This is a genomic window from Streptomyces sp. NPDC091649 (assembly GCF_044756785.1).
Taxonomy (GTDB): Bacteria; Actinomycetota; Actinomycetes; order Streptomycetales; family Streptomycetaceae; genus Streptomyces.
Window position 1 is genome coordinate 24,592 of record NZ_JBIVTR010000011.1, and the last position, 22,279, is coordinate 46,870.

General features: G+C 74.0%; 17 protein-coding genes and 2 pseudogenes. 8 read left to right on the forward strand and 11 right to left on the reverse strand.

Annotated features, from left to right (window positions below; all coding sequences use genetic code 11):
• Nucleotides 1–6 precede the first annotated feature (6 nt).
• From ACIQMU_RS19550 to ACIQMU_RS19560, 3 genes are all read right to left on the reverse strand, one after another.
• Nucleotides 7–1,599, reverse strand: a complete 1,593-nt coding sequence (locus ACIQMU_RS19550; RefSeq protein ID WP_352240989.1) for an SDR family oxidoreductase — start codon at nucleotides 1,597–1,599, stop codon at nucleotides 7–9.
• A gap of 168 nt (nucleotides 1,600–1,767) precedes the next feature.
• Nucleotides 1,768–2,214 carry an SRPBCC family protein gene (locus tag ACIQMU_RS19555; RefSeq protein ID WP_352240988.1) on the reverse strand — a complete coding sequence of 149 codons (447 nt, stop codon included), beginning with the start codon at nucleotides 2,212–2,214 and terminating at the stop codon, nucleotides 1,768–1,770.
• Between the two features lie 52 nt (nucleotides 2,215–2,266).
• Nucleotides 2,267–3,127, reverse strand: coding sequence for a DeoR/GlpR family DNA-binding transcription regulator (locus ACIQMU_RS19560; protein WP_402689300.1), 861 nt, complete (start codon nucleotides 3,125–3,127; stop codon nucleotides 2,267–2,269).
• A gap of 262 nt (nucleotides 3,128–3,389) precedes the next feature.
• Between ACIQMU_RS19560 and ACIQMU_RS19565 the strand changes: the two genes are divergently transcribed.
• Nucleotides 3,390–5,876 (forward strand): hypothetical protein, encoded by a 2,487-nt coding sequence (locus tag ACIQMU_RS19565; protein WP_352240986.1) that lies wholly within the window; start codon nucleotides 3,390–3,392, stop codon nucleotides 5,874–5,876.
• On the opposite strand, the gene ACIQMU_RS19570 is transcribed toward ACIQMU_RS19565, so the two are convergent.
• From ACIQMU_RS19570 to ACIQMU_RS19595, 6 genes and pseudogenes are all read right to left on the reverse strand, one after another.
• Complete coding sequence (locus ACIQMU_RS19570; protein ID WP_402689301.1) at nucleotides 5,843–8,272, reverse strand: right-handed parallel beta-helix repeat-containing protein; 2,430 nt, start codon at nucleotides 8,270–8,272, stop codon at nucleotides 5,843–5,845. The two genes, ACIQMU_RS19565 and ACIQMU_RS19570, sit on opposite strands and share 34 nt — an antisense overlap.
• 166 nt (nucleotides 8,273–8,438) lie before the next feature.
• A complete protein-coding gene (locus ACIQMU_RS19575) occupies nucleotides 8,439–9,047 on the reverse strand; it encodes a hypothetical protein (RefSeq protein ID WP_402689302.1) in 609 nt (202 codons plus the stop codon).
• Nucleotides 9,048–9,121: 74 nt separating this feature from the next.
• A complete protein-coding gene (locus ACIQMU_RS19580) occupies nucleotides 9,122–9,946 on the reverse strand; it encodes an MOSC domain-containing protein (RefSeq protein ID WP_402689303.1) in 825 nt (274 codons plus the stop codon).
• Between the two features lie 106 nt (nucleotides 9,947–10,052).
• A complete protein-coding gene (locus ACIQMU_RS19585) occupies nucleotides 10,053–10,541 on the reverse strand; it encodes a DUF6643 family protein (RefSeq protein ID WP_352240982.1) in 489 nt (162 codons plus the stop codon).
• Nucleotides 10,542–10,953: 412 nt separating this feature from the next.
• Nucleotides 10,954–11,100, reverse strand: coding sequence for a hypothetical protein (locus ACIQMU_RS19590; protein ID WP_352240981.1), 147 nt, complete (start codon nucleotides 11,098–11,100; stop codon nucleotides 10,954–10,956).
• 16 nt (nucleotides 11,101–11,116) lie between these two features.
• Nucleotides 11,117–11,569 (reverse strand): annotated as a pseudogene (locus ACIQMU_RS19595) (transposase family protein); the annotation flags it as partial.
• Between the two features lie 818 nt (nucleotides 11,570–12,387).
• Here ACIQMU_RS19595 and ACIQMU_RS19600 point away from each other — a divergent pair.
• Nucleotides 12,388–13,049: pseudogene (locus ACIQMU_RS19600) on the forward strand (SulP family inorganic anion transporter); the annotation flags it as partial.
• A gap of 206 nt (nucleotides 13,050–13,255) precedes the next feature.
• The gene (locus ACIQMU_RS19605; protein ID WP_402689304.1) at nucleotides 13,256–14,551 is read left to right on the forward strand and encodes a TerD family protein; all 1,296 of its coding nucleotides are present in this window, start codon (nucleotides 13,256–13,258) and stop codon (nucleotides 14,549–14,551) included.
• 47 nt (nucleotides 14,552–14,598) lie between these two features.
• Here ACIQMU_RS19605 and ACIQMU_RS19610 read toward each other — a convergent pair whose 3' ends face one another.
• Nucleotides 14,599–15,780: a glycosyltransferase gene (locus ACIQMU_RS19610; RefSeq protein ID WP_352240979.1), complete on the reverse strand. Its 1,182-nt coding sequence runs from the start codon at nucleotides 15,778–15,780 to the stop codon at nucleotides 14,599–14,601.
• 58 nt (nucleotides 15,781–15,838) lie between these two features.
• On the opposite strand from ACIQMU_RS19610, the gene ACIQMU_RS19615 reads away from it, so the two are divergent.
• The 4 genes from ACIQMU_RS19615 (at nucleotide 15,839) to ACIQMU_RS19630 (ending at nucleotide 19,565) form a co-directional block, all read left to right on the forward strand.
• Nucleotides 15,839–16,624, forward strand: a complete 786-nt coding sequence (locus tag ACIQMU_RS19615; protein WP_352240978.1) for an aspartate/glutamate racemase family protein — start codon at nucleotides 15,839–15,841, stop codon at nucleotides 16,622–16,624.
• Nucleotides 16,625–16,720: 96 nt separating this feature from the next.
• Nucleotides 16,721–17,299 (forward strand): hypothetical protein, encoded by a 579-nt coding sequence (locus ACIQMU_RS19620; protein ID WP_352240977.1) that lies wholly within the window; start codon nucleotides 16,721–16,723, stop codon nucleotides 17,297–17,299.
• A gap of 166 nt (nucleotides 17,300–17,465) precedes the next feature.
• On the forward strand, nucleotides 17,466–19,049 hold the full coding sequence (lnt, locus tag ACIQMU_RS19625) for an apolipoprotein N-acyltransferase (protein WP_352241020.1): 1,584 nt from the start codon (nucleotides 17,466–17,468) through the stop codon (nucleotides 19,047–19,049).
• 33 nt (nucleotides 19,050–19,082) lie between these two features.
• The gene (locus ACIQMU_RS19630) at nucleotides 19,083–19,565 is read left to right on the forward strand and encodes an NUDIX domain-containing protein (protein WP_352240976.1); all 483 of its coding nucleotides are present in this window, start codon (nucleotides 19,083–19,085) and stop codon (nucleotides 19,563–19,565) included.
• A gap of 4 nt (nucleotides 19,566–19,569) precedes the next feature.
• Here ACIQMU_RS19630 and ACIQMU_RS19635 read toward each other — a convergent pair whose 3' ends face one another.
• The gene (locus ACIQMU_RS19635) at nucleotides 19,570–21,627 is read right to left on the reverse strand and encodes a neutral/alkaline ceramidase (protein WP_402689305.1); all 2,058 of its coding nucleotides are present in this window, start codon (nucleotides 21,625–21,627) and stop codon (nucleotides 19,570–19,572) included.
• A 102-nt stretch (nucleotides 21,628–21,729) separates the two neighbouring features.
• On the opposite strand from ACIQMU_RS19635, the gene ACIQMU_RS19640 reads away from it, so the two are divergent.
• Complete coding sequence (locus ACIQMU_RS19640) at nucleotides 21,730–22,128, forward strand: lanthionine synthetase LanC family protein (RefSeq protein ID WP_402689383.1); 399 nt, start codon at nucleotides 21,730–21,732, stop codon at nucleotides 22,126–22,128.
• Nucleotides 22,129–22,279: the final 151 nt, after the last annotated feature.

Consider the following 22,279-nt stretch of genomic DNA (forward strand, 5'->3'; position numbering starts at 1 on the left):
GGGCCCTCAGTTGTCCGTACCGCGGCCGGCCACCGGTTCGCCGGCCTTCTCCTCGGCCGCGGCCGCCTGGGCGATGTTGCGCGCCATCCCGCCGAACACCACCGAGTGGAAGGGCCACACCGCCCACCAGTACGCATGACCCGGCAGCCCGCGCGGATGGAACAGGGCACGCTGCCCGTACACCGTCCGGCCCCGCTCGTCGCGGTGCACCGTCAGCTCCAGCCAGGCCAGGCCCGGCAGCCGCATCTCGGCCCGCAGCCGCAGCAGTTCGCCCGGCACGATCTCCTCCACCCGCCAGAAGTCCAGCGAGTCGCCCACCCGCAGCCGCTGAGCGTCGCGCCGGCCGCGCCGCAGCCCCACCCCGCCGACGATCCGGTCCAGCCAGCCGCGTGCCGCCCAGGCCGGAGGGAAGGAGTACCAGCCGTTCTCCCCGCCGATGCCCTCGATCACCCGCCACAGCGCTTCCGGCCCGGACGGCACGGCCAGCTCCCGGTCGTCGCGGTAGAGGCTGCCGCCCGCCCAGTCCGGGTCGGTGGGCAGCGGGTCGCTCGGCGCGCCGGGCACCGAGGCGTTGGACCACCGGGTGTCCACCCGCGCCTCCTGGATCCGCTTCAGGGCCAGGCCCAGCGCCCGGTCGAAGCCGATGGCCCCGTCGGGCGGATCGGGGACGTACTCCTTGATGTCGTGCTCCCGGCAGACCACCTCGTAGCGCAGCGACTCCGTGAGCGGCCGGGCGATCGAGCTGGGCACCGGTGTCACCAGACCCACCCAGCGGCTGGAGAGCGTCGGGGTGAGCACCGGCACGGGCAGGATCATCCGCCGCCGCAGCCCCGCCACCCGGGCGTAGCGCTGCATCATGTCCCGGTACGTCATGACGTCCGGGCCTCCGATGTCGAAGGTCCGGTTCACCTCCTCGGGCAGCGACGCACTCCCCACCAGATAGCGGACCACGTCCCGTACCGCCACCGGCTGAATCCGGGTCCGCACCCAGCTCGGGGTGATCATCAGCGGCAGCCGCTCGGTCAGATACCGCAGCATCTCGAACGAGGCGGACCCCGACCCGATGACGATCGCCGCGCGCAGCACCGCCGTCGGCACCCCCGAATCCAGCAGGATGCGCCCCACCTCGGCCCGCGAGCGCAAGTGCGGCGACAGGTCCTCCTCGGGCACCCCGGCCGGGGTCAGCCCGCCCAGGTACACGATCCGGCGCACCCCGGCCGCACGGGCCTGCTCGCCGAAGTTCTCGGCCGCCGCGCGGTCGGTCTCCTCGAAGCCCGCCCCGGAGCCGAGCGCGTGCACCAGGTAGTACGCCACATCGACGCCCCGCATCGCCTCCGCCAGGGAGGCGGCGTCGGTGACATCGCCGCGCACCACCTCGGCCCGGTCCACCCAGGGGTAGTCGCGCAGCTTCCGCGGCACCCGGGCCAGGGCGCGCACCCGGTGCCCGGAGCCGAGCAGAGCGGGCACCAGCCTGCCGCCGATGTAGCCGGTGGCCCCGGTCACCAGACAGCGCGGAGCCGAACCGTCGGGGAGGACCGGAGCGCCGGGTAGCTTCAGGTCGTCGGGGCGGTCGTCAGAGCCCTCGTCAAGTTCCGTCACCTTTCCGAGTCTGGCACCGGACGGCCCGCACGACCGGTCGGGGAGGCCGTACGGCGGCATCGAGCCATCGGTCCGGGGCGGTTCCCGGCCCCGGCGGCCCGGTGCGCCGGCCCCGCGCGGGCCCGGCGCACCGCCGTGAGCGGCGTGCGGCGCGTGGCTCCGGTGGTCCTAGGCGTCGCCGGGGGAGCCGAGCAGGGAGTCCAGTACCTTGCCGAACATCCGACGCCCGGCGGAGGCGAGCAACGGATCGCCCCACCGGGGCACCAGCCGCACGCGCAGTTCCTCGACCCAGACCACATGAGAACCGGAATCCGTGGGGAGCACGTCGATCGAGGCCCGCCCAAGCACCACCGAGCCCCGCTTCTCCAGTCGGCAGACCCCGGCCCGGCCTCCGGCGGGCGGTGTCCACCGCACCACTTCCATCGGATCGTCGAACGCCAGCGGGCCCAGTCCCGTACGGGCCACGAAGACCGTGCCGAGCCGGGAGGGGAGCCCCGTCGGTACCGAGATCGCGGTCAAGGGGACCTGTCCGGCGTGCCGTTCCCAGTCGGTCACCCGGCGCCAGGACTCAGCTGCGGGGAGAGGGGTGAAGCGCTCGATCCGGAAGACGGCCACGCCCCGATCCTAGGGGGCGTCCGGCGAGCCCGCCGAGCGGAACGGGTCCGCGTCACCCCTCGGTGGCGGGCCGGGCGCCGTCGTCCTCGGCCGGAGCGCCGCCCGCCACCAGCAGGCCCGGCACCCGCTCCCCGATCTCCGCGCGCGTCTGCGGAGCCAGCCCCGCGTCCGTGACGAACACGTCGACCTCCTCCAGCGCCGCGAAGGAACTCAGGCCCACCGTGCCCCACTTCGTGTGGTCGGCCACCACCACCACCCGGCGCGCCGCCCGGACGAACCGGCGGTTGGTCTCCGCCTCCGCGAGATTGGGCGTCGAGAGGCCGGCCTCGGCCGAGATCCCGTGCACACCGAGGAACAGCACATCGAAGTGGAGGGAGTCGATGGCCCGGTCCGCCACCGGTCCGACCAGCGCGTCCGAGGGGGTGCGCACCCCGCCCGTCAGCACCACCGTCGCCGCCCCGGGCCGCGCCTCGCGCCCCCCGGCCGGACGCTGGGCGTCGTGGAACACGTCGGCCACCCGCACCGAGTTGGTCACCACCGTCAGATCCGGCACGTCCAGCAGATACCGGGCGAGCGCGAAAGTCGTCGTCCCACCCGAGAGCGCGATGGCACTGCCGGACGCCGCCAACGCCGCCGCCGCCCGCGCGATGTCCTCCTTGGCGCTCGGCTCCAGTGCCGACTTCGCCTCGAACCCGGGTTCGTGCGTACTGGCGTCGACGACCGGGACCGCACCGCCGTGGACCTTCTCGACGACACCCTGGCGGGCCAGCGCGTCGAGATCCCGGCGGATCGTCATGTCCGAGACGTTCAGCCTGCGGGTCAGCTCGTTGACCCGGACCCCGCCACGCCTGCGCACCTCGTCGAGGATCAGCGTGCGGCGCTGTTCCGCGAGCAGGTTCTGATTCTCGCTCAACGCCGGGTCCGGTCCTTCCCTCTGCCGTACGGTCCACGCGGTCCGCGCGCCACGCTCATCCTGCCACGCAGGCATGTCCGGGGTACCGCCTGGGGAGATTCCGTGAGACCGCTCACGCACCCGCCCCGCGCCCGGAATCCTGGGTCCGGGCCACCGGCGGGTCACCACGCCCGGAGCCCACGGCGTCCCGGCCCGCCCCATCCCGCTCCTGTGCACGTCTTCGTCGGCCGCGAGGCCGACGCGCCCGAGAGAGAGTCCCCCCTTGGCTCCTGCCGCACCGCCTCCGATCCCGCCTCCCTCCCCGGCTTCACGGCACAGCGGAACCGCGCTGGAACTCCTCGTCCACGGAGTCGGCGGCGCGACCCCGCAGGAGATGCTGGGCGACCCCCGTACCGTCCGGGTCACCGGGGACGAGACCGCGGCCGTGTACCGGCGCACCGAGGACGCCGACGGCGAGCAGCACCCCGAGCGCTACCGGAACGAACCCGTCGCCGAGGCGTACTGCTGGTCCGGCCTCACCTCCGGCAACAGCTCCCGTGCGCTGTGGCTGCTGCTCCTGCCGTTCATGGTGGTCAACCTCGCCCACTGGATGCGCCCCACCGCCACCGGGCGCACCCGCGCCGTCCGGCTGTACGGCGTCCTGGTGCGGCTCGTCGCGCTCAGCCTCACCGTGCTGCTCACGGCGGCCGCCTGCGAAGTCGCCCTGGACCTGCTGGCCTGGCAGTGCGCCGGCGCCGAGGTCTGCGCCGAACGCCGTTCCTGGCTCGGCTTCCTGTCGGCCCACCAGGGCGGCTGGTGGGCCCAGCCCGGCCGCCGCCTCGCCCTCGCGGCCGTGGTGCCCGCGGCCCTGGTGGGGCTGCTGTGGTACCTCTCCCACCGGACCTGGAGCGCGTACGAGACCCAACGCCCCATGGAGGGGGAGGACCTCGAAGCATCCGACGACCCCGACGGAGCCGCGCAGGGCCACGGCCCGGCCGCGTCCTCCCCGGACACCGGTCCCTCCGCGTCCCCGGGCGCCGGCCCCGCCCCGCACCCGCCGGCCTCGGGCCGTCCCGCGCTCGGCAGGCCCGGCTTCTGGTACGGCCGCCGGATCGTCGCCCGGCTCCGCGCCGCCCACACGGCGGCCGGGTTCCTGACCGTGGCCGCGGCCGTCGCCGGCGCCGCCGCCCGGCACGACCGGAGCGCCGGGGGCCCGGTGCCCCCGTTCCTCGGCGCCGCCGTCGAGGGCTGCATCGTCCTCTGCGCGCTCGTCGTCGTCGGGGTCGTCTGCCGCCGGGGCCGCAGCGAACGAACCCGCGACACCCGGCTGGACGCCGCCCTGACCACCTTTCTGCCCGGCTCCGCGCTCGTCCTGCTCGCCCTCGCCGTCGTGTACGCGTCCTGGCCGCGCCCCCACTGGCAGTCCTCGGGCAGCCTGCCCGGCGAGACCACCTTCCGGCTCCTCGCCCTCGGCCAGGGCGTCCTCGTCGTCGCCCTCGCCGTGGTCGCCCGGGGCCTCTACCGGCGCACCCCCGAACCACGCACCATCCTCCACGGACTCGGCGGCCCCGTGGTCGCGATGCTCGCCTGCGCCCTCGGCGGTGTGATGACCGGCGGGGTGGCCCAGCGCGTCGCCGACTGGCTCGACGGGCCCGGGAGCCCGGGCATGGACCGCGGCACCGACATCACCGGACCGCCGGTCCTGCTCAGCTGGCAGGCGTCCGTCATCCCGCTGCTCCTGCTGCTCCTGCTCGTCCCGGTCCTGGTGCTGGCCGTCCGCACCGCCCGCACCGCCCGCCGCCTGGGCCCGGTCATCGAGGCGGAGTACGCCCCCGAACCGCCCGATGAGGGCCGCACCCGCCGTATCGCCCGCATCCGTGCCGCCGCCGCCCTCACCGACTCCGCGCCCCGGATCCTCGGCGTGGTCTCCACCGCCACCCTGCTCCTGGGAGCGGGCGCGGTCGTCGGCTCCTGGCGCAGCGACGAGGTGCCCGGCCGGGCCACGGACGGGAGCGGGCCGCTCCTCGAATCGATCGCCGAGGCCGCCCAGTCGACCGGCTCCTGGCTGATCGGCTTCGGTTTCCTGCTCTTCGTCGCCGGCGGCCGCCGCGCCTACAAGGACGCCTCGGCCCGCCGCACCATCGGCATCCTCTGGGACGTGGGCACCTTCTGGCCACGCGCCGCGCACCCCTTCGCGCCCCCGTGCTACGCCGAACGCGCCGTCCCCGACCTCACCTCCCGGATGTCCGCCTGGACGGCGACCACGCCCCGGGGCCGGCTCGTGATCTCCGGCCACTCACAGGGCAGCGTCCTCGCCGCATCCGCCGTCTGGCAACTGCCCGACGCGACCCGCCGCCGCGTCGCGCTGCTCACCTACGGCTCGCCCTTGGAGCGGCTGTACGGACGGTGGTTCCCGGCCTACTTCGGCCCCGAACCGCTGCTCGGGCTGCACCGCTCGGTGCACTGCTGGCGCAATCTGTGGCGGGACACCGACCCGATCGGCGGCCCCGTCCGCATCCGCGCCGACTCCGACCCGGGCGTCGACCGGGGCCCCCTGAAGGATCCGCTGGCCTACGGGCGCACCACGAGGCTCCCACTGCCCGAACCGATCCTCGGACACTCCGACTACCAGGCCGACCCGGCCTTCGCGAAGGAGCGCACCGCACTCCTCGACGAACTGGGACCGCTGCTGCCCCGGCAGGGCGAGAGCGGCCGGGCCGGACCGGCGCAGGGCGTTCAGAAGGGCAGCTCGGGAAGGTCCTCCGAGTAGAGCAGGGTCAGGTCGTCCGTGCTCGTCTCGGCGAGCTGGGCGACCCGGCCCGCGTGCCGCTCCACCATCGACTCGAAGGTCTGGCGTGCGGTGCGGCCGTTGCCGAAGGCGGGGCCCTTGGGGAGCGCGGTGAAGTACTTCAGCAGCGCCTCCCCGGTGCCCTCCGCCAGGGTGTACTCGTGCTCCTCGGCCTGCTGCTCGACGATCCGCAGCAACTCCTCGGGGAGGTAGTCGTGGAAGGTGATGGTCCGGGAGAACCGCGAGGCCACGCCGGGGTTGACGGTGAGGAACCGCTCCATCTCGTGGGTGTAGCCCGCGACGATCACGACCACCGCGTCCCGGTGGTCCTCCATCAGCTTCACCAGCGTGTCGATGGCCTCCCGCCCGAAGTCCCGGCCGGAGTCCTCGGGGGAGAGGGCGTACGCCTCGTCGACGAACAGCACCCCGCCGCGCGCCCGGTCGAACGCCTCCTGCGTCCGGATCGCCGTCGAGCCGATGTGCTCCCCGACCAGGTCGACCCGGGACACCTCGACCAGATGGCCGCGCTCCAGCACCCCGAGGGAGGCCAGGATCTCCCCGTACAGCCGGGCGACCGTGGTCTTGCCCGTACCGGGGGAGCCGGTGAAGACGAGGTGCCGGCGGACGGACGCGGCCTTGAGCCCGGCCACCTGACGCCGGCGGCCCACCTCGATCATGTCGGTGAGCGCCCGCACCTCGCGCTTGACGCTGTCCAGGCCCACCAGCGCGTCCAGCTCGCCGAGGACCGCCGAGGAGTCCCGGGCCGGCTCGGCGGGGGCGACCGGCTCCGCGGCGGCCTCGACCGCGCGCTGCCCGGGCAGCGCGCCCAGCAGGCCGGGCGTCGACTGGGTGGCCGTCAGCACCGCGGGCGGCGGGGTCGCGGCCGTACGCAGACCGCTCTCGTCGCTCGTGCAGTCCTTCGCCACTGGTCCGGTCCCGGCGCCGTTGTCGCCCTCGGGGAACTCGTAACCGCCCCGGGCGCACCGCTCGGTACGGCAGCGGGTGAGCGTGGTGCGGCAGCCGTCCATGACATGGAAGCCGTAGCCCTCGCTGCCCGTGACCCGGCAGCCGTCGAACGTGCCCCGGCCCTCGGCCGAGACGTAGAACCCCGCCTCGGCGGGCGAGGTGACCGTGCAGCGCTCGATGGTGGGGTCAGCGCCCTTGGTGACGATGACCCCGGTCTGCGCCGCGTCGATCGTGCAGTTGTTCAGCGTGCCGCCGCTGCCGTGGTCACGGAACCACGCGCCGGTGGACGCCTCCCGGATACGGCAGTCGTCCAGCTGGGCCGTCGCCCCGTCGCTCACCGACACGGCGGTGTTGCGGATCTGGGAGAGGTCGCTGTCCACGACGTCGGCGCGCGAACCCCGGTCGAGGACGAAGAGCGCGTCGGGCACGTCGTGCACCCGGCAGGCGTCCAGTATCACCGTCGCCCCGTCGCTGACCCAGACCGCCGGATAGTCGCCCGTGCTGTCGTGGATCTCGCACTGGTTGGCGTCCACCCGGGTCCCCGGGTCCCAGACCGACAGCCCGTTGCGGCCGAAGCGGCGGACCGTGGAGCGGGTCAGCGTGAGCACCGAACGCGACCGCAGGTCGACGGCGTTCTCGGGGACGTCGTGGATGTCGCAGTCGGCGAGCGTCAGCACCGCGTCGGTGTCCAGTGTGACGCCGTCCGCCGAGGTGCGGTGCACGGTGCAGTCGGTCAGCTGGGCCGAGCCGCGGGCGGTGACCTGGATGCCGCTGCCCTTGATCTCGTACACCTCGCAGCCGAACGCCTCCAGGACGCTGCCCTCGCCGGTGACGCCGACGCCCGCCCCGGACGCGTGGTGGATCCGGCAGCGGTCCAGACGCGGATGCCCGCCGTCGCGGACGGAGACCCCGGACTGGCCGGCCGAGACGACCTCGCACTCCTCGAACACACCGCCCGCGCCGTCCAGTACGGCGATGCCGACCCCGGCCGGATTGTCGACCGTGCAGCGCCGCACGGTGGGCCGGGCCGCGCCGCGCACCTCGATGCCCGCGGCGGACCGGGTCACGATCCGCAGGTCCGTCAGCTCCGCCGTGCCGTCCTCCACCAGCAGGGCCGGGGCCGCCGAGTCCTGGCCCTCGACGTGGAGGTCCTGGATGACCGCGGAGGCGCGCACGGTCAGCGGTACGCCGTCGACCGGAGCGATCCGCACGGAGCCGGCCGAGCCCTCGGGGCCGCGTAGCGTCACCGCGCGGTGGATGACGAGGTTCTCCCGGTAGGTTCCGGGCGCGACGGTGAGGACGTCGCCGTCGGCTGCCGCCTCCAGGGCCGCGGAGAGGGAGGCGTACTCGCCCGTGCGGCGGCGCCATCGCGATGTGCCGGTGTGCGTCACCTGGACCGTGCCCTGTGCCATGGCGTTGCTGTGCCCCCACCTCGTGCTGTGCGATGCCTCGGGTCCGCCCGCCGCCGGGGAGGCGGACGGGGTCGGACCACCGTAGCGCGCGTGAGGGGCGGGAGTTGACGAGTCGGCCCGTGGAGCGGTTCCGGGCGGTGGCCGCCTCCGGCCGGGGAGACCGTGGTCAGCCGTCGCTTCCGGACCTGCCCCACTCCCGGCTCGCCGCCGCCCACTCCCGGTCCAGCCGCGCGTACCGCCGCCGCGCCATACGGCCCACGACCAGCCTGCGGCCCGCCTCGACGCATCCGGCGGCGAGCAGGAACGCACCGGCACCGCCCAGCACCGCGTGGGTCCGGGCGGTCCCCGCGTCCATGGGCGGTGGAACGGGCCGGCCGTCCGGGTCCGTCCAGATCCGTACCGACGACCCCGGGGCGGCGGGCCGCGACGCGGTGGCCACCCTCCCGGTGCGCGGGCCGCCGTCCGGGGCCTGCCAGGACGCCGTCACCCAGGTGCGCGCGGCACGTTCCGAGCCGCCTTCGGGGTCTCCGGCGAACCGTTCCTCCCACGGCACCGGGCCCACCACGACCGCGTCGACGGGGTGGCGCTCCTCGTGCTGGGCGCGCACCGACCGCTGGAGGGAGGCGTGGGCGGCCGCCCCGCCCGCCCAGCCCGCGGCCGGGGCGCCGACCACGAGGAGCAGCAGCGCTCCGATCGCCACCCGGGCCTCGCGGCGGTCGGTGGGACGGCGCAGCGTTTTGCGCCGCCCGCCAGGCGGTCCCCACCGCAGCCGCACGCCCGTGCCCCCGTTCCCGTCGATCGAACACCGTCGGTCTGTCGTTGTCGCCCTCCGGGGAGCCGGGCGTCCCCTCAGCCGAGAATCCGGACGGGGTCCCCGACCCGGATCACTCCGGTCGCCTCGGGGATCAGGTTCTGGCCGAAGACCAACTGCTTGCCCGACCGGCGGTGCCGGGCCAGCGTGAGCAGCGGCTCCCTGCCCCGCTCGGCGGTGCGCTGGTCGGTCGTCGTGATCACGCAGCGGCCGCAGGGCTTGGCCACCGTGAAGGCGACCTCGCCGATGGCGATCCGCCGCCAGCCGTCCTCCGCCCATGCCTCGGTCCCTTCGACCACCGCGTTCGGCCGGAAACGGTCCATCGGCAGCGGTCCGTCCTGCGGCCGGTCGCCCGTGGCGACCAGGGCGTTGAGCGCGTCGAGCGAGGACGTGGTGGTGACCAGCAACGGGTAGCCGTCGGCCAGGGAAACCATGTCCCCCGGCCGCCCGAAGCGCGGATCGACGGGCCTGCGGTGCGACGGCTCGTCGAGATGCACCAGCCGGACCTCCGTACCGAGCACGGCGCTCAGCCAGTCGTGGGCCTCGCCCGGCGCCTCCGCCACCACCACGGTGTCCCGGTGCAGTTCCACGCTGAGCGTGCGCCCGGACTCCGCCGCCTCGACCCGCTGGGGCGGCCGGCCCGGTGCGGACAGGAGTACGCCGCCGCCCGGCAGCGGATCGGCCGCGATCCGCGCCATGGACGGCTGCTGACGCTGCGTGACCGCCCGGGACGCCTTGTCGACCAGCATCCAGCGGCGGTCGCCGTCGAGTCCCCATGGCTCGACGGCCACCGTGTCGCACGCGCGGGCGGCGAGCGACTTGACCGGATAGACGTGGGCGGAACGGAGCACGGGAAAACTCATGCGCCCATCCTGCCAGCGCCCCCGGACCCGGTACGCGCGGTCCCTGGAAGCGTGGTCCGCCTGCTCTCGGTGCGTCCCCCGGCGCACCTCGTCGCGGAGCCGCGGCTCAGTACCCCCGGCTCTGGTACGGCCGGTTGTACGGGTCCTCGTACGGCGACTGCGCGGGCGCGGGCCGCGGTGAGGCCGGGCGCATCGACTCGTAGCCGGAGGTGGGCGCGGGGCGCTGCGGCTGGGGCTGCTGCGGATAGCCGCGGACCGCCGAGGGCTGCTGCGGGATGTACGGCGCGGGCGCGTGCTGCAGCTGGGCGGGCTGCATCGGCGCGGGCTGCGCCGGAGCCTGCTGGTACTGCGGCATCGGCTGCTGCTGCTGCGGGTAGCCGTAGGAGCCGGTCGGCTGCGACGGGGCCGCGGGCAGCGCGGGCAGTGCCGACGGCAGGGCCGGCAGGTAGCTGTTGCCGGTGTCATAGGCCGCCGGCACCCGGATGGGAGCGATCTGAGGGGTTCCCCGCTCCGCGACCAAGGAGTCGTAGATCGGAGTGTCGGGGAACGACGCGGCGTAGTAGCCGCCGCCGAAGGTGGAGCGGGGGGACGTCATGCCACCTAAGTTAAGCGCACGATGTGCTGGATGGGGAGTCCCAATCGTCGGGTTATCCGTTTTACGCTGGTTCTGTGCGTCCGGCCTGCCGAGACGCCGATAAAGCTTGCGTGAACAGCAGGCCCCTTTCCGCTGGTGGGCGAGGGCTTCGGCCCGCGCGCCCCCGGCCGTCAACGGCGTCGGCGCACTCCGGCGGGAAGGCGAACAGCGTCCGGGCGGGCAAAGGCGAGGCGCTCGTGCTCTCGCCGCTCGGCGAGAGCACGAGCCGCGCGGCCCCGGGGCTGTGACCGTGTGCCGGCACGTGCACGGGCGTCACCGCCATGATCGAGACCGCGGCGACCTGGGCCAGGAGGGTCAACCGTGGTGCCGGCGGCGACATCGTGACGCCCGCCGGACGGCGGGAGGGATCTGCTCAGGCCGCCACGGGCTTCAGTTCCGAAATGTCCGCGAGGGAAACGCCCATCTGCTGCTCATGGAGGAACCACACCATGGTCCAGTGCGGCAGTGCGCCCTCGTCGAACGGGCCGAATTCCCGGCAGTACAGGGGAATCCAGCGCAATGAGTATTTTCCAACCTCACGCTGATGAGTGGTGAAGGACGAGGACGGCCTTCACGACGTCGGTGATTCGGTTGGTGCTGCAGCGGAGCTTCCGCAGGAGGCGCCACCCCTTGAGGGTGGCCATGGCCTGCTCGCCGAGACAGCGGATCTTGGTGTGGGTGATGTCGTGGCGGCGCCTCCACTGCTTGAGGCGCCGGCCCCGAAACGGTACGCGGACGAGGCCACCGGCGCCTTGATACGCCTTGTCCGCCCAGCATTTGAGTCCTGCTTCGGTGAGGGCTTCGATGATCCCGTGCTGTCGCGCGGCGGTCAGGTCGTGAGTCGAGCCGGGTAGAGCCGGTGAGGCCCAGAGCAGTCGTCCGAAGGGATCGGTGAGGACCTGCACGTTCATGCCGTGGCGCTTGTGTTTCCCGGAGTAGTAGGGGGTGCCGGCGGTGATGTGGTCGATCGGCAGCAGGGTGCCGTCGAGGGGGGTGGGCCGTGGAGTCGTCGGAGGGGCTCAGCCGTCCCGTGTACGCGCCGCACGCCAAGGAGGTCCTCTTCCTCAAGGACGCCCGGGACGGCTGGTCCACGCAGGTGGTGGCGCGGGATCTGCGGACCGGTGTCGTGCGCCGGACCGGCGCGCCAGTGGAGCTGTCGGTGTCAGGGCAGGACGGCTCGGTGGACGGCGAGGTGACACTCCCCGTGACCTCGAAGGGCAGACCGCTCCGGCCGCCCCCCGCTCCCGGTCGAGGTCGACCTGGCCGCCGACAAGGTCACCCCGCTCGGCCCTGACGTCGAGCCTCCCGCCTGGGTCGCCGGGGGCGTCGCCGCGTACGTCCCCGAGCACGGCGAGCGCTCGTGGGTCACCGGCTTCACGGCGGGCTTCTACCCGCCGAAGTAAGTCGCAGCTCCGCTGCGGCACCAACCGGATCACCGACGTAGTGAAGGCCGTCCGCGTCCTTCACCACTCATCAGCGTGCGGTTGGAAAACGCTCAGGGACACCAGTGTTACTGGTCGTTCGGATATGGCCCGGGCAGAACGTGCCGCCCTGAATGGGGCCCGTGCTGGTCGTGCCCGCCCCGCACGGACCGCCGCACCCGGCCCCGGCCGCCCGGCCTCCCCGCCCCCCGCCTGTTCGGGCGGCCGGGCCGTGCCGCCACCGCCACCGCCCGAGGCCGCGGACGGGAAGGACACCTCCCGCGACGGCCCGGAAGGCGGTGCGGCCGACGCGGTGCCACCACCCTCGCGGGACGACGGGAAACCGTCCCCGGCGCCCCGGGGCGACGGCGGCGAAGACGTTGACGACGGCGGCGGGGACGACGGGGAAGAGGACAAGGGCGGCGACCACGACGAGGACGGCGGCGGGGGCGGGGACGCGTCGCCTGGCGTCCCGGATCCTGCAGGTGTGTGGCTGCTGTTCGCGGCCCTGTTCCCCACCGAGCTCGGGCTGATCCCGGTCGCCGTGCTCGCGGGCGTGCTCGTGCACGCCGGTGCGAAACTCATCCCGGTCACCGCCCTCCGCCAGCTCTGGCGCGAACACCGGGGCGAGGCCGTGGTCCTGGCGGCGACCGCGCTGGCGATCGTCCTCACGGACATGTTCACGGGCGTCCTCCTCGGCATCGGGATGGCCGTGGTCAAGACGGCGCGGGAGACCTCCGCCGTCCGTCTGGACGTCGACGAGCAGGACGACCGCACCACGGTCTCCCTCAGCGGCAGCGCCACCTTCCTGCGCCTGCCGCTGATCCTCGACACCCTGGAGGCCCTGCCCAAGGACCGGCCGGTGGCGCTCGACCTCTCGCGGCTGCGCCACCTGGACCATGCCTGCCGCACCGCCCTGGAGGCGTGGAGCACGCACAGCGGCGGCTCCGCCCAGGACCGCCTGCCGGCGACGGACGGCGCACGCGAGGCCGTCCTCGCGGTCGCCGCTCCGGACGGCGAAGGCCCCCTCGCCCGGCGGGCCGCTAGGCCGGGCCGGACGCCGTCCACCACGGCCCCGGCGTACCGGAGGCTTTCCCGCCACAGGTACACGACGGCCCGGGTGCCGCCTCCGGCGCGGCGCCCGGGCCGCCCCGCTGCCCGAAGGCCGCGCGGACCGTCTCCGGACGGGTGTGGCCCACCGCGCCGGTGGCGGGGATTAGGTTGTGGGGGAAAGCCTGCGGGCAGCCGGACGTGATGGGGGCGAGCATGACCATGCAAAAGGGAAGCAACGTTCCGGTGCCGGCCGGAGCCGTGCGCGTCGAACTGGGCTGGGACGTCGCACCGGGCGCCCCCGACGTCGACGCCTCCGCGCTCCTGCTGGTGGCCGGAAAGGTCCGCGGTGACGCGGACTTCGTCTTCTACAACCAGCCGGCCCACGCGTCGGGAGCGGTCCGGCACGAGGGCAAGCGGACCGCTCCCGACCGCGTCACCGACACCCTCCTCGTCGACTTCGGCAAGACCGAGCCCGCGATCGAGCGCATCGTCGTCGCGGCCTCGGCGGACGGCGGGAGCTTCGGCCGGGTGAGCGGACTCCACGTGCGGATCACGGACGCGGCCGACGGCGCGGAGCTGGCCCGCTTCGACAGCACGGACGCCACGGTCGAGACCGCCTTCATCCTCGGCGAGCTGTATCTGCGTCAGGGCGCCTGGAAGTTCCGCGCGGTCGGGCAGGGCTACAGCACCGGCCTCGAAGGTCTCGCGACGGACTTCGGCATCTCCGTGGACGAACCGCGACAGGCCGCACCCGAGCCCGCGGCCCCGGCGGCTCCCGAGGCTCCGGCGGCCCCCGCCGCCCCCGCCTCCGCTCCGTCCGCACCCCCCGCCTCCGCGGCCCCGCCCGCCGCGGCCCCCGTACGGCTGACCAAGGTCACGCTGACCAAGAGCGCGCCGTCCGTCTCCCTCGCCAAACAGGGCGGCACCTCCGGGGCGCTGCGCGTCAACCTCAACTGGGAGGTGCGCAAACAGTTCAAGGGCTGGGGAGCGAAACTCGGCCGGGCCGTCGCCATGCACGCCGATCTCGATCTCGACCTCTGCGCCCTGTACGAGCTCGCCGACGGCCGGAAGGGAGTCGTGCAGTCACTCGGAAACGCGTTCGGGTCGCTGAACAGGCCGCCCTTCATCCATCTCGACGGTGACGACCGCACCGGTGCGCTCTCCACCGGCGAGAACATGACCGTCAACCTCGACCACAAGGACCTGCTGCGGCGCGTACTGATCTTCGTCACCATCTACGAGGGCGCCCGGAGTTTCGCCGATCTCCACGCCACGGTCACCCTCCAGCCGCAGAACGGCGCGGCCATCGACTTCTCCCTCGACGAGTGCACCGTGCCCTCCACCGTCTGCGCCCTGGCCCTGATCACCAACGACGGCGGCGACCTCACCGTACGACGCGAGGCCCGCTACCTCGTCCCGGACCGGGGCGTCAGCCCGCAGCGCACCATCGACGCCGCCTACGGCTGGGGCATGAACTGGACGCCCGGCCGCAAGTGACCCGCCCCCGCCGGCGCCCGCCCCGACGACGCCGCCTCCCGGCGGCGTCACCGGTCGGGCGCGGCCTCCGGGCGCGTATAGGTACGGCCCTTCCAGGCGGCGCCCCGGCCCCGGTAGTGCCGCACCGCCGAGTCCACCGTCATCAGCAGGTACAGCACCGCCGTCAGCGGCAGCAGCGGGCCCAGCCACGGTGACTGGCGGTAGTAGGCCAGCATCGGCAGATACGTCGCCGTCATCACGGCCCACGCCGCGCCGCCCGCCCAGGCGGCGGGCCCGTCACCCGTCAGCAGCCCCGCCACCAGCGTCACGGGCGGCGCCACGTAGACGAGCAGCAGCCCAGGGACCGTCCCCGCCAGCAGCAGCGGGCTGTGCCGCAACTGCGCGTACGCACTCCGCGCGACCATCCGCCACAGGTCCGTCAGCCGCGGATACGGCCGCACGCTGTCCACCCGGTCCGCGAGCCCCAGCCAGATCCGGCCCCCGCCGCGCCGCACCTCCCGAGCCAGCGACACGTCGTCGATCACCGCCTGCCGGATCGACTCCGGGATCCGCGCCCGCTCGGCGGCCTCGGTGCGCAGCAGGACACAGCCCCCCGCCGCCGCGGCCGTCCGCGACCGGGCCCGGTTCACCCGGCGGAACGGGTAGAGCTGCCCGAAGAAGTAGACGAACGCGGGCACCACCAGCCGCTCCCACACGCTCTCCACCCGCAGCCGCGCCATCTGCGAGACCAGGTCGAAGCCGCCCTCGCCCCCGGAACCGGCCGCGGCCACCAGTTCGCGCAGGCTGTCCGGCTCGTGCGCGATGTCCGCGTCGGTCAGCAGCAGAAAGTCCGGCCCGTCCCGCCGGGCCACCGCGATCCCGTGCCGCAGCGCCCAGAGCTTGCCCGTCCAGCCCTGCTCCGGCTCACCGGGCGTCACCACGGTCAGCGGGAACCCGCCGTACCGGGCGGCCAGCTCCCGGGCCAGCCGCCCGGTGCCGTCGCTGCTGCAGTCGTCGACGAGGATGACCCGGGCCTCACCCGGATAGTCCTGGACCAGCAGCGACGGCAGGCTCACCGGAAGCATCTCCGCCTCGTCGCGGGCCGGTACCACCACCGCCACCGACGGCCAGCGCGCCGGGTCGGCGCCCCGGGGGAGCCGCTGGTCCGTCCGCCAGTAGAAGCCCTGCCCCAGCAGCAGCCACATCCACGCGATCAGCGAACCCACGGCGATCCAGGCAACGGCGCTCATCCGCCGCAGTCTGCCCCACTGAGCCCGGTCCGCAAGGGCTGTCGGCTAGGGTGACCGGGTGAAGATCGCACTCATGGACTCCGGAATCGGCCTGTTGGCGGCGGCGGCCGCGGTGCGCCGCCTGCGGCCCGACGCCGAACTCGTGCTCTCCTCCGACTCCGGTTCGATGCCCTGGGGACCCCGCACGCCCGAGGACGTCACCGCGCGTGCCCTGGACGTCGCCCGCGCCGCCGCGGCCCACGGTCCCGACGTACTGATCGTCGCCTGCAACACCATCTCCGTCCACGCCCTGCCGGCGCTCCGCGCCGAGCTGGAGCCCGCCCTGCCGGTCATCGGCACGGTGCCCGCGATCAAGCCCGCCGCCGCGGGCGGCGGCTCCGTCGCCATCTGGGCCACCCCGGCCACCACAGGCAGCGCCTACCAGCGCGGGCTGATCGCGGACTTCGGCGGCTCCGCCGAGGTCACCGAGGTCCCGTGCCCCGGGCTCGCCGACGCCGTGGAGCACGGCGACGAGGCCGGGATCGACCGGGCCGTCGCGGCGGCCGCCGCCCTCACCCCGCCCGGCGTCCGGGCCGTCGTCCTCGGCTGCACCCACTACGAGCTGGTCGCGACCCGGATCCGCGACGCCGTGCAGCGGCCCGGCCGCCCGCCGCTGGCCCTGCACGGGTCCGCCGGAGCGGTCGCCGCCCAGGCGCTGCGCCGGATCGGAGCGGACCCCGCCCCGACGGCGGAGCCCTCCGGCACGCTCACCGTGCTCCAGGCCGGCCGCCTGGCAGCCCTCCCGGAGACCGCCCTGACCTATGCCGAGGGCCGGATGCTGGCCGCCGCCGCGCCCGTACGCTGACCGGGCCCCAAAGACGCCCGCCGGACCGGGACCGGATAGCCCGATCGGCCCCCGCAGCCCCGGCCGGGAACCCGGAACGCGGCTACGCTGCTGCCTATGACGGACCACCCCGAGAGTGCGAGGCACGGGTCGAGCCAGGCGCCGCCCACGGAGTGGAACGGCCGCGCCACCAACCGGATCCAGTGGCTGCTGGCGCTCGCGGGAGCCGGCTGCGTCGCCCTCGGCATCGAGCTGGCCGTCGACGGCGCCTGGACCTCGGGCATCGCCCCGCTGCTCATGTCGGTGGTCGGCTGCCTCGCCGCCGGACTGCTGATCCTCTTCGGAACGCTCGCCTTCGTCCACGTGGCCGTCAGGGTCGACGGGGACAGCCTGGAGGTGCGCTGCGGCCACGCCGGCCTGCCGCGCCGCCGGATCCTGCTCAGCCATGTGACGGGCGCGGAGTACGTCCCCCGGGTCAACCCCCGACAGTGGGGCGGCTGGGGCTACCGCTGGCGTCCCGAGCAGGGCACCGCCGTCGTCGTCCGCAAGGGCGAGGGCATGATCCTGCGCCTCCGGGACGGCCGCACCTTCACCGTCACGGTCGACGACGCGGAGACGGCCGTACGGTTCATCCGGCAGCGCCTCCACCTGCCGGCCGGCGGCAAACGGCCGGGCGGCCGACCGGCCGGCCACTGACCTGCCGGCGCCCGACCGGGCCCCGCCCGCCGCCGACGAGCCCCCCGGAACCGTCCGCGCCGGGGCGAACCGTCCCCCCGGGACCGCCGTCCGCACACCGGCCCGCCGCAGGTCAACGCCGCCGTTCACAGCGGCCCACCGTAGACTCCGCCGGGTGAGCGCCACCATGACTCCAGTCGCCGACCCGCCGCCCCCTTCCCCGGCCACCGGTCCGCTGCCGCGGCTCCTTCGCCCGGCCGCCGCCGTGCTGTCCGGACTGCTGCTCTACGCGAGTTTCCCGCCCCGGCCGCTGTGGTGGCTCGTGCTGCCCGGGTTCGCTCTGCTGGGGTGGGTGCTGCACGGGCGCGGGCCGCGGGCCGCCTTCGGCCTCGGCCTCCTGTCCGGCCTCGGCTTCATGCTCCCGCTGCTGCACTGGACCGGTGAGGACGTCGGCCCGGTGCCGTGGCTGGCGCTCGCCGCCGCGGAGGCGCTGTTCATCGCGGTGGGGTGCCTGGGAATCGCCGCGGTGACCCGCCTCGCGTACTGGCCCGTGTGGGCGGCGGCGGTCTGGACGCTGGACGAGGCGGTCCGCGCCCGGATCCCGTTCGGCGGCTTCCCCTGGGGCAAGATCGCCTTCGGCCAGTCCGAGAGCCCCTTCCTGCCGCTCGCCGCGCTCGGCGGCACCCCGCTGCTCTCCTTCGCCGTCGTGCTGTGCGGCTTCGGGCTCTACGAGGCCGTGCGCCGGTTCGTCCGGTACCGGTCCACCGGGAAGGTCCCGCGGGCGGCCGTCGCAGGCGCCGCCGCGAGCGTCCTCGTACCGGTCGTCGCGGCCCTCGCCGCGCTGCCGCTGGTCGACGGCTCCGCGGAGAACGGCACCGCCACCGTCGCCGCCGTCCAGGGCAACGTGCCGCGCCTGGGCCTCGACTTCAACTCCCAGCGCCGCGCCGTCCTGGACAACCACGCCCGCCGCACCGCACAGCTGGCCGAGGACGTGAAGGCGGGCAGGGAGAAGCAGCCCGACTTCGTGTTGTGGCCGGAGAACTCCTCCGACCTCGACCCCTACCTCAACGCGGACGCCCGCCGGGTCATCGACGGCGCCGTCAAGGCCATCGACGCCCCCACGGTCGTCGGCTCGGTGGTCGAGAAGGGCCCCGACAGCCTGCGCAACACCCTGATCGAGTGGGACCCCGACCGGGGCCCCGTCGACACCTACGACAAGCGCCACATCCAGCCGTTCGGCGAGTACATGCCGATGCGCACGGTCGCCCGCTTCTTCAGCGAGGACGTCGACCGCGTGCAGCGCGAGTTCGTCCCCGGCACCGAGGTCGGCGTCTTCGACCTCGCGGGCACGAAGGTGGGGCTCGTGACCTGTTACGAGGCCGCCTTCGACGACGCCGTACGCGACACCGTCACGCACGGGGGCCAGCTGATCGCCGTGCCGAGCAACAACGCCACCTTCGGCCGCAGCGAGATGACCTACCAGCAGCTGGCCATGTCCCAGGTGCGGGCCGTCGAGCACGGCCGGGCCGTCGTCGTCCCCGTCACCAGCGGGGTCAGCGCGGTGATCCGCCCGGACGGCACGATCGTCGAGAAGAGCGGGATGTTCACCCCCGACGCCCTCGTCGCCGAGGTCCCGCTGCGCTCCTCGCTCACCCCCGCCACCCGGATGGGTCCCCTGCCCGAGGGCGTCATCGCGCTGCTGGCCCTGGCGGGCCTGGGGTGGGTGAGCGTCTCGGCGGTCCGGGCCCGCCGGAGCGAGGGGACCGCGTAGGAGCGCCCCGTTCGGCCACGTAGGCTCGGATCCATGGCTACTCCCGACTTCATCCGTGACATCCGCGCCACCGCGGGGCACCAGTTGCTGCTGCTGCCCGGAGTGACGGCCGTCGTCCTCGACGACGACGGCCGTGTGCTGCTCGGGCGGCGCGCGGACACGGGGAAGTGGTCGGTGATCGGCGGGATCTCCGAACCGGGGGAGGAGCCGGCGGCGACGGCGGAGCGCGAGGTGCTGGAGGAGACCGGCGTCCACTGCGTGGCCGAGCGGGTGGTGCTCACACAGGCGCTGGCCCCCGTTCAGTACGCCAACGGCGACCGCTGCCAGTACCTCGACGTCACCTTCCGCTGCCGGGCGACCGGCGGCGAGGCGCGGGTCAACGACGACGAGTCGCTGGAGGTGGGCTGGTTCTCCTTGGACGGGCTCCCGCCGCTCGGTGAGTTCGCCCTGTTCCGGATCAAGCAGGCCCTCACCGAGGGACCCGCCTGGTTCCAGCCCACCCCGCGCACACTTTGAGCCTCTACCGCACCGTGAAGGTCCCCGTCGCCCCGGTGAACGGCGTGATCTTCCCGAGCAGGTTCTTCGCGTCCCCGTGGTGCACGACCCGGTAGGCGCCGGGTGCGGTGTCCGCCGCGATGTCCCAGGTGACCGTGGCCTTCGAGGTGCCGGTCAGACCGTTGAGCCGCGTCCAGCGGTAGGTGGTCTCCCAGTCTCCGTCGTCCAGTACCCGCTTCCACGAGCCGTTCTCCAGCCGCTGCACCTCCAGGAAGGTGGAGCCCCGGCGGACGTCGTTCTTCGGGTGCCCGGTGGCGAACTCTACGGTCGCGGTGGAGCCGCGCGCGTACGCGGCGTCCGGGGCCTTGAGGACCGCGCCGTACGCCTTGCCCGCGGGCGGGTTGTCGTACACGACCCCCGTCTGGAAGGTGAACTGCCGGCCCGACTCGTCCGGCGGCGCCGTGCCCCGCTCCAGGGCGGTGCCCTCGCGCAGGGAGTCCGCGATCCGGGCGTATTCCTGCTGGTAGGCGGGCAGGGTGTAGCGGCCGTACAGCGTGGAGCCGCCCTCGTAGTTCTGGGTGTCGTACTCCTCCGGCGTCGTGACGTACTGGCTGTAGGCGTTGGCGTACCCCTGGAGCAGGACCCGGTCCAGCGGGACGCCGAGCCGCTCGGCCACCGTGCGGCGTACGCGGAGGCCGGAGGTGATCGTGAACTCGCCCGGAGCGGCCACCAGGTGCAGCTCACCGATCTTCATGATCTGTAGCGGGAGGCGCTGCGGGGTGACCGGGTGGATCTCGCTCAGCAGGCCCGTGGGGATCAGGCTCGCCTTCGGGTACTGGCAGGTGCGGAGCCAGGACGGGGTGTCCAGGCGCAGTGCGTCGATGATGCCCGCGACCGGGGTGCGCGTGCCCTCCTCGAAGCCGGGGATCGCCGGACCGTCCTCGACGCTGCCCGCGAGCGTGGACGCGCCCACGACGGCGGGGCACGTGCGGTGCTCCTCGCCGTCCGGGGTGTACTCCGGGCGTACGGTCACGTTCTCCATGTCGACGTAGGCGAGCCGGGAGTCGACGCCTCCGGAGACGGGCCGCGCGTCGGCGTAGACCTCGCGGGCCTTGTCGAGCTGGCGCTCGCCGATGATGCGCGTGTTCTCGAACTCGTCCTCGGTGGGCCCGGACCCCGGCTTCAGGTTGAGGTTCGGCGACATGTCGCCGGCGTTGGTGTTGGGGAAGGCCGCGACGAACCCCGGGGTGTCGTCGAGGTGACGCACGCCCGCGTGGTCGTGCTCCCAGGCGTAGGCGGCGTAGCCCTTGTTGTCGGGGCTGATGAGCGTGTTCCCGTTCGTGATCGAGGTGTTGTGGGTGGCGAACCAGCTGATCGCGCCCGCGTCCTCGTCGCCCTGCTTGAAGCGCAGCACGGTCATCGCCGGGTCGATCGCGTCGGGGAAGGCCGACCGGTCGGAGGCCGGATTGCGGTCGAACGCCTCCCGGGAACGGTTGACGCTGGCGTTGGTGAGGGTCCCCGTGCCCAGGCTCATCGTGCCGGGTCTCAGGTCCTCGTGGGCCTCCGCGACGGAGTCCGTGATGCCGTCGACGACGGCCCGGTAGGTCTCCTTCTGGAAACCGAGGACGGAGAGGTTGTAGGCGACGTGGTGGGAGTATCCGCCGGGTCCCGAGTGGGTGTGGGTGGCCGACAGAAGGACGTTCTCCTCGTCGTACAGGTCCCCGTAACGCTCCTTGAGACGGGCGATGACTCCCTGCTGGACGGACTGGAAGATCATCGCGAGGTCGGCGTTGACGTACACCACGCGCTTGCCGCTCGACCGGTCGACGACGACGAAGGCGCGCGACCTCTGCCGCTGATGGATGCCCGACGTCTTCTGGTCGAAGCTGGAATAGCCCATCATTCCGGTCTCGGCCGCCTCGCCCGTGACGTCGGCGATGCCGCGCCCGACGAGGTAGTCCCCGCCGGCGGTGGGTGACGCCGAGGCGGGGGAGGGGGCGCCGAGGGTGACCGCTGCGAGGGCGGCGGCGAGCAGGGCGGCAGGGAGCCTGCGCCGGGAGGGGCGGGCGGCGGGGGGTGGCATGGAACCTCCAGCAGAGCGGCGCGACCGCGTCGCGCTTGTTGGCAGGGGCATGCCACATTGTTCTACTGAGCGGCGGTCAATTGGCCAGTACAGGAGGAGGATATTCATGCAGGCGGTGGGGCCGCGCTTGACCGGCCGGAGTGGCGCGCCACGGCGGAGGCCGCGCTGCGCGGCGCGCTGACGGCGGCGGACGACGCGTTGATCCGCGACTCCGCGCTGTGCCACGGATGGGCCGGACTCCTCCGGATCGCGCAGCGCACCGCCCGCGACAGTGCCGAACCGGACCTCCACGCGGCCGCCGACCGGTTGGCGGCGCGGGTGCTGGACGGGTTCGACCCCGAGGCCCCGTTCGGCTTCCGCTACTCCCACACACTCGCCCCCCGCGCACTGGACCGCCCCGGCTTTCCGGAGGGAGCCTCGGGCATCGCCCTCGCCCTGCACGCCTACACCACCGGGACCGTGCCGGCCACGTCGTGGGACAGCGCCCTCCTGATCAGCTGACTTCCGGCCCGCGGCGGCAACGCGTGCCCCGCGGCCGAGCACGACCGCCCGGCCCCGGCGCCGTAGCCGGTGTGCTCACGCCCGGGCCGCGAGCCCACCCCCGTACCCCCGCACCGATTGCGACGTGACCGCCGCACAGGGTGACGAAAGG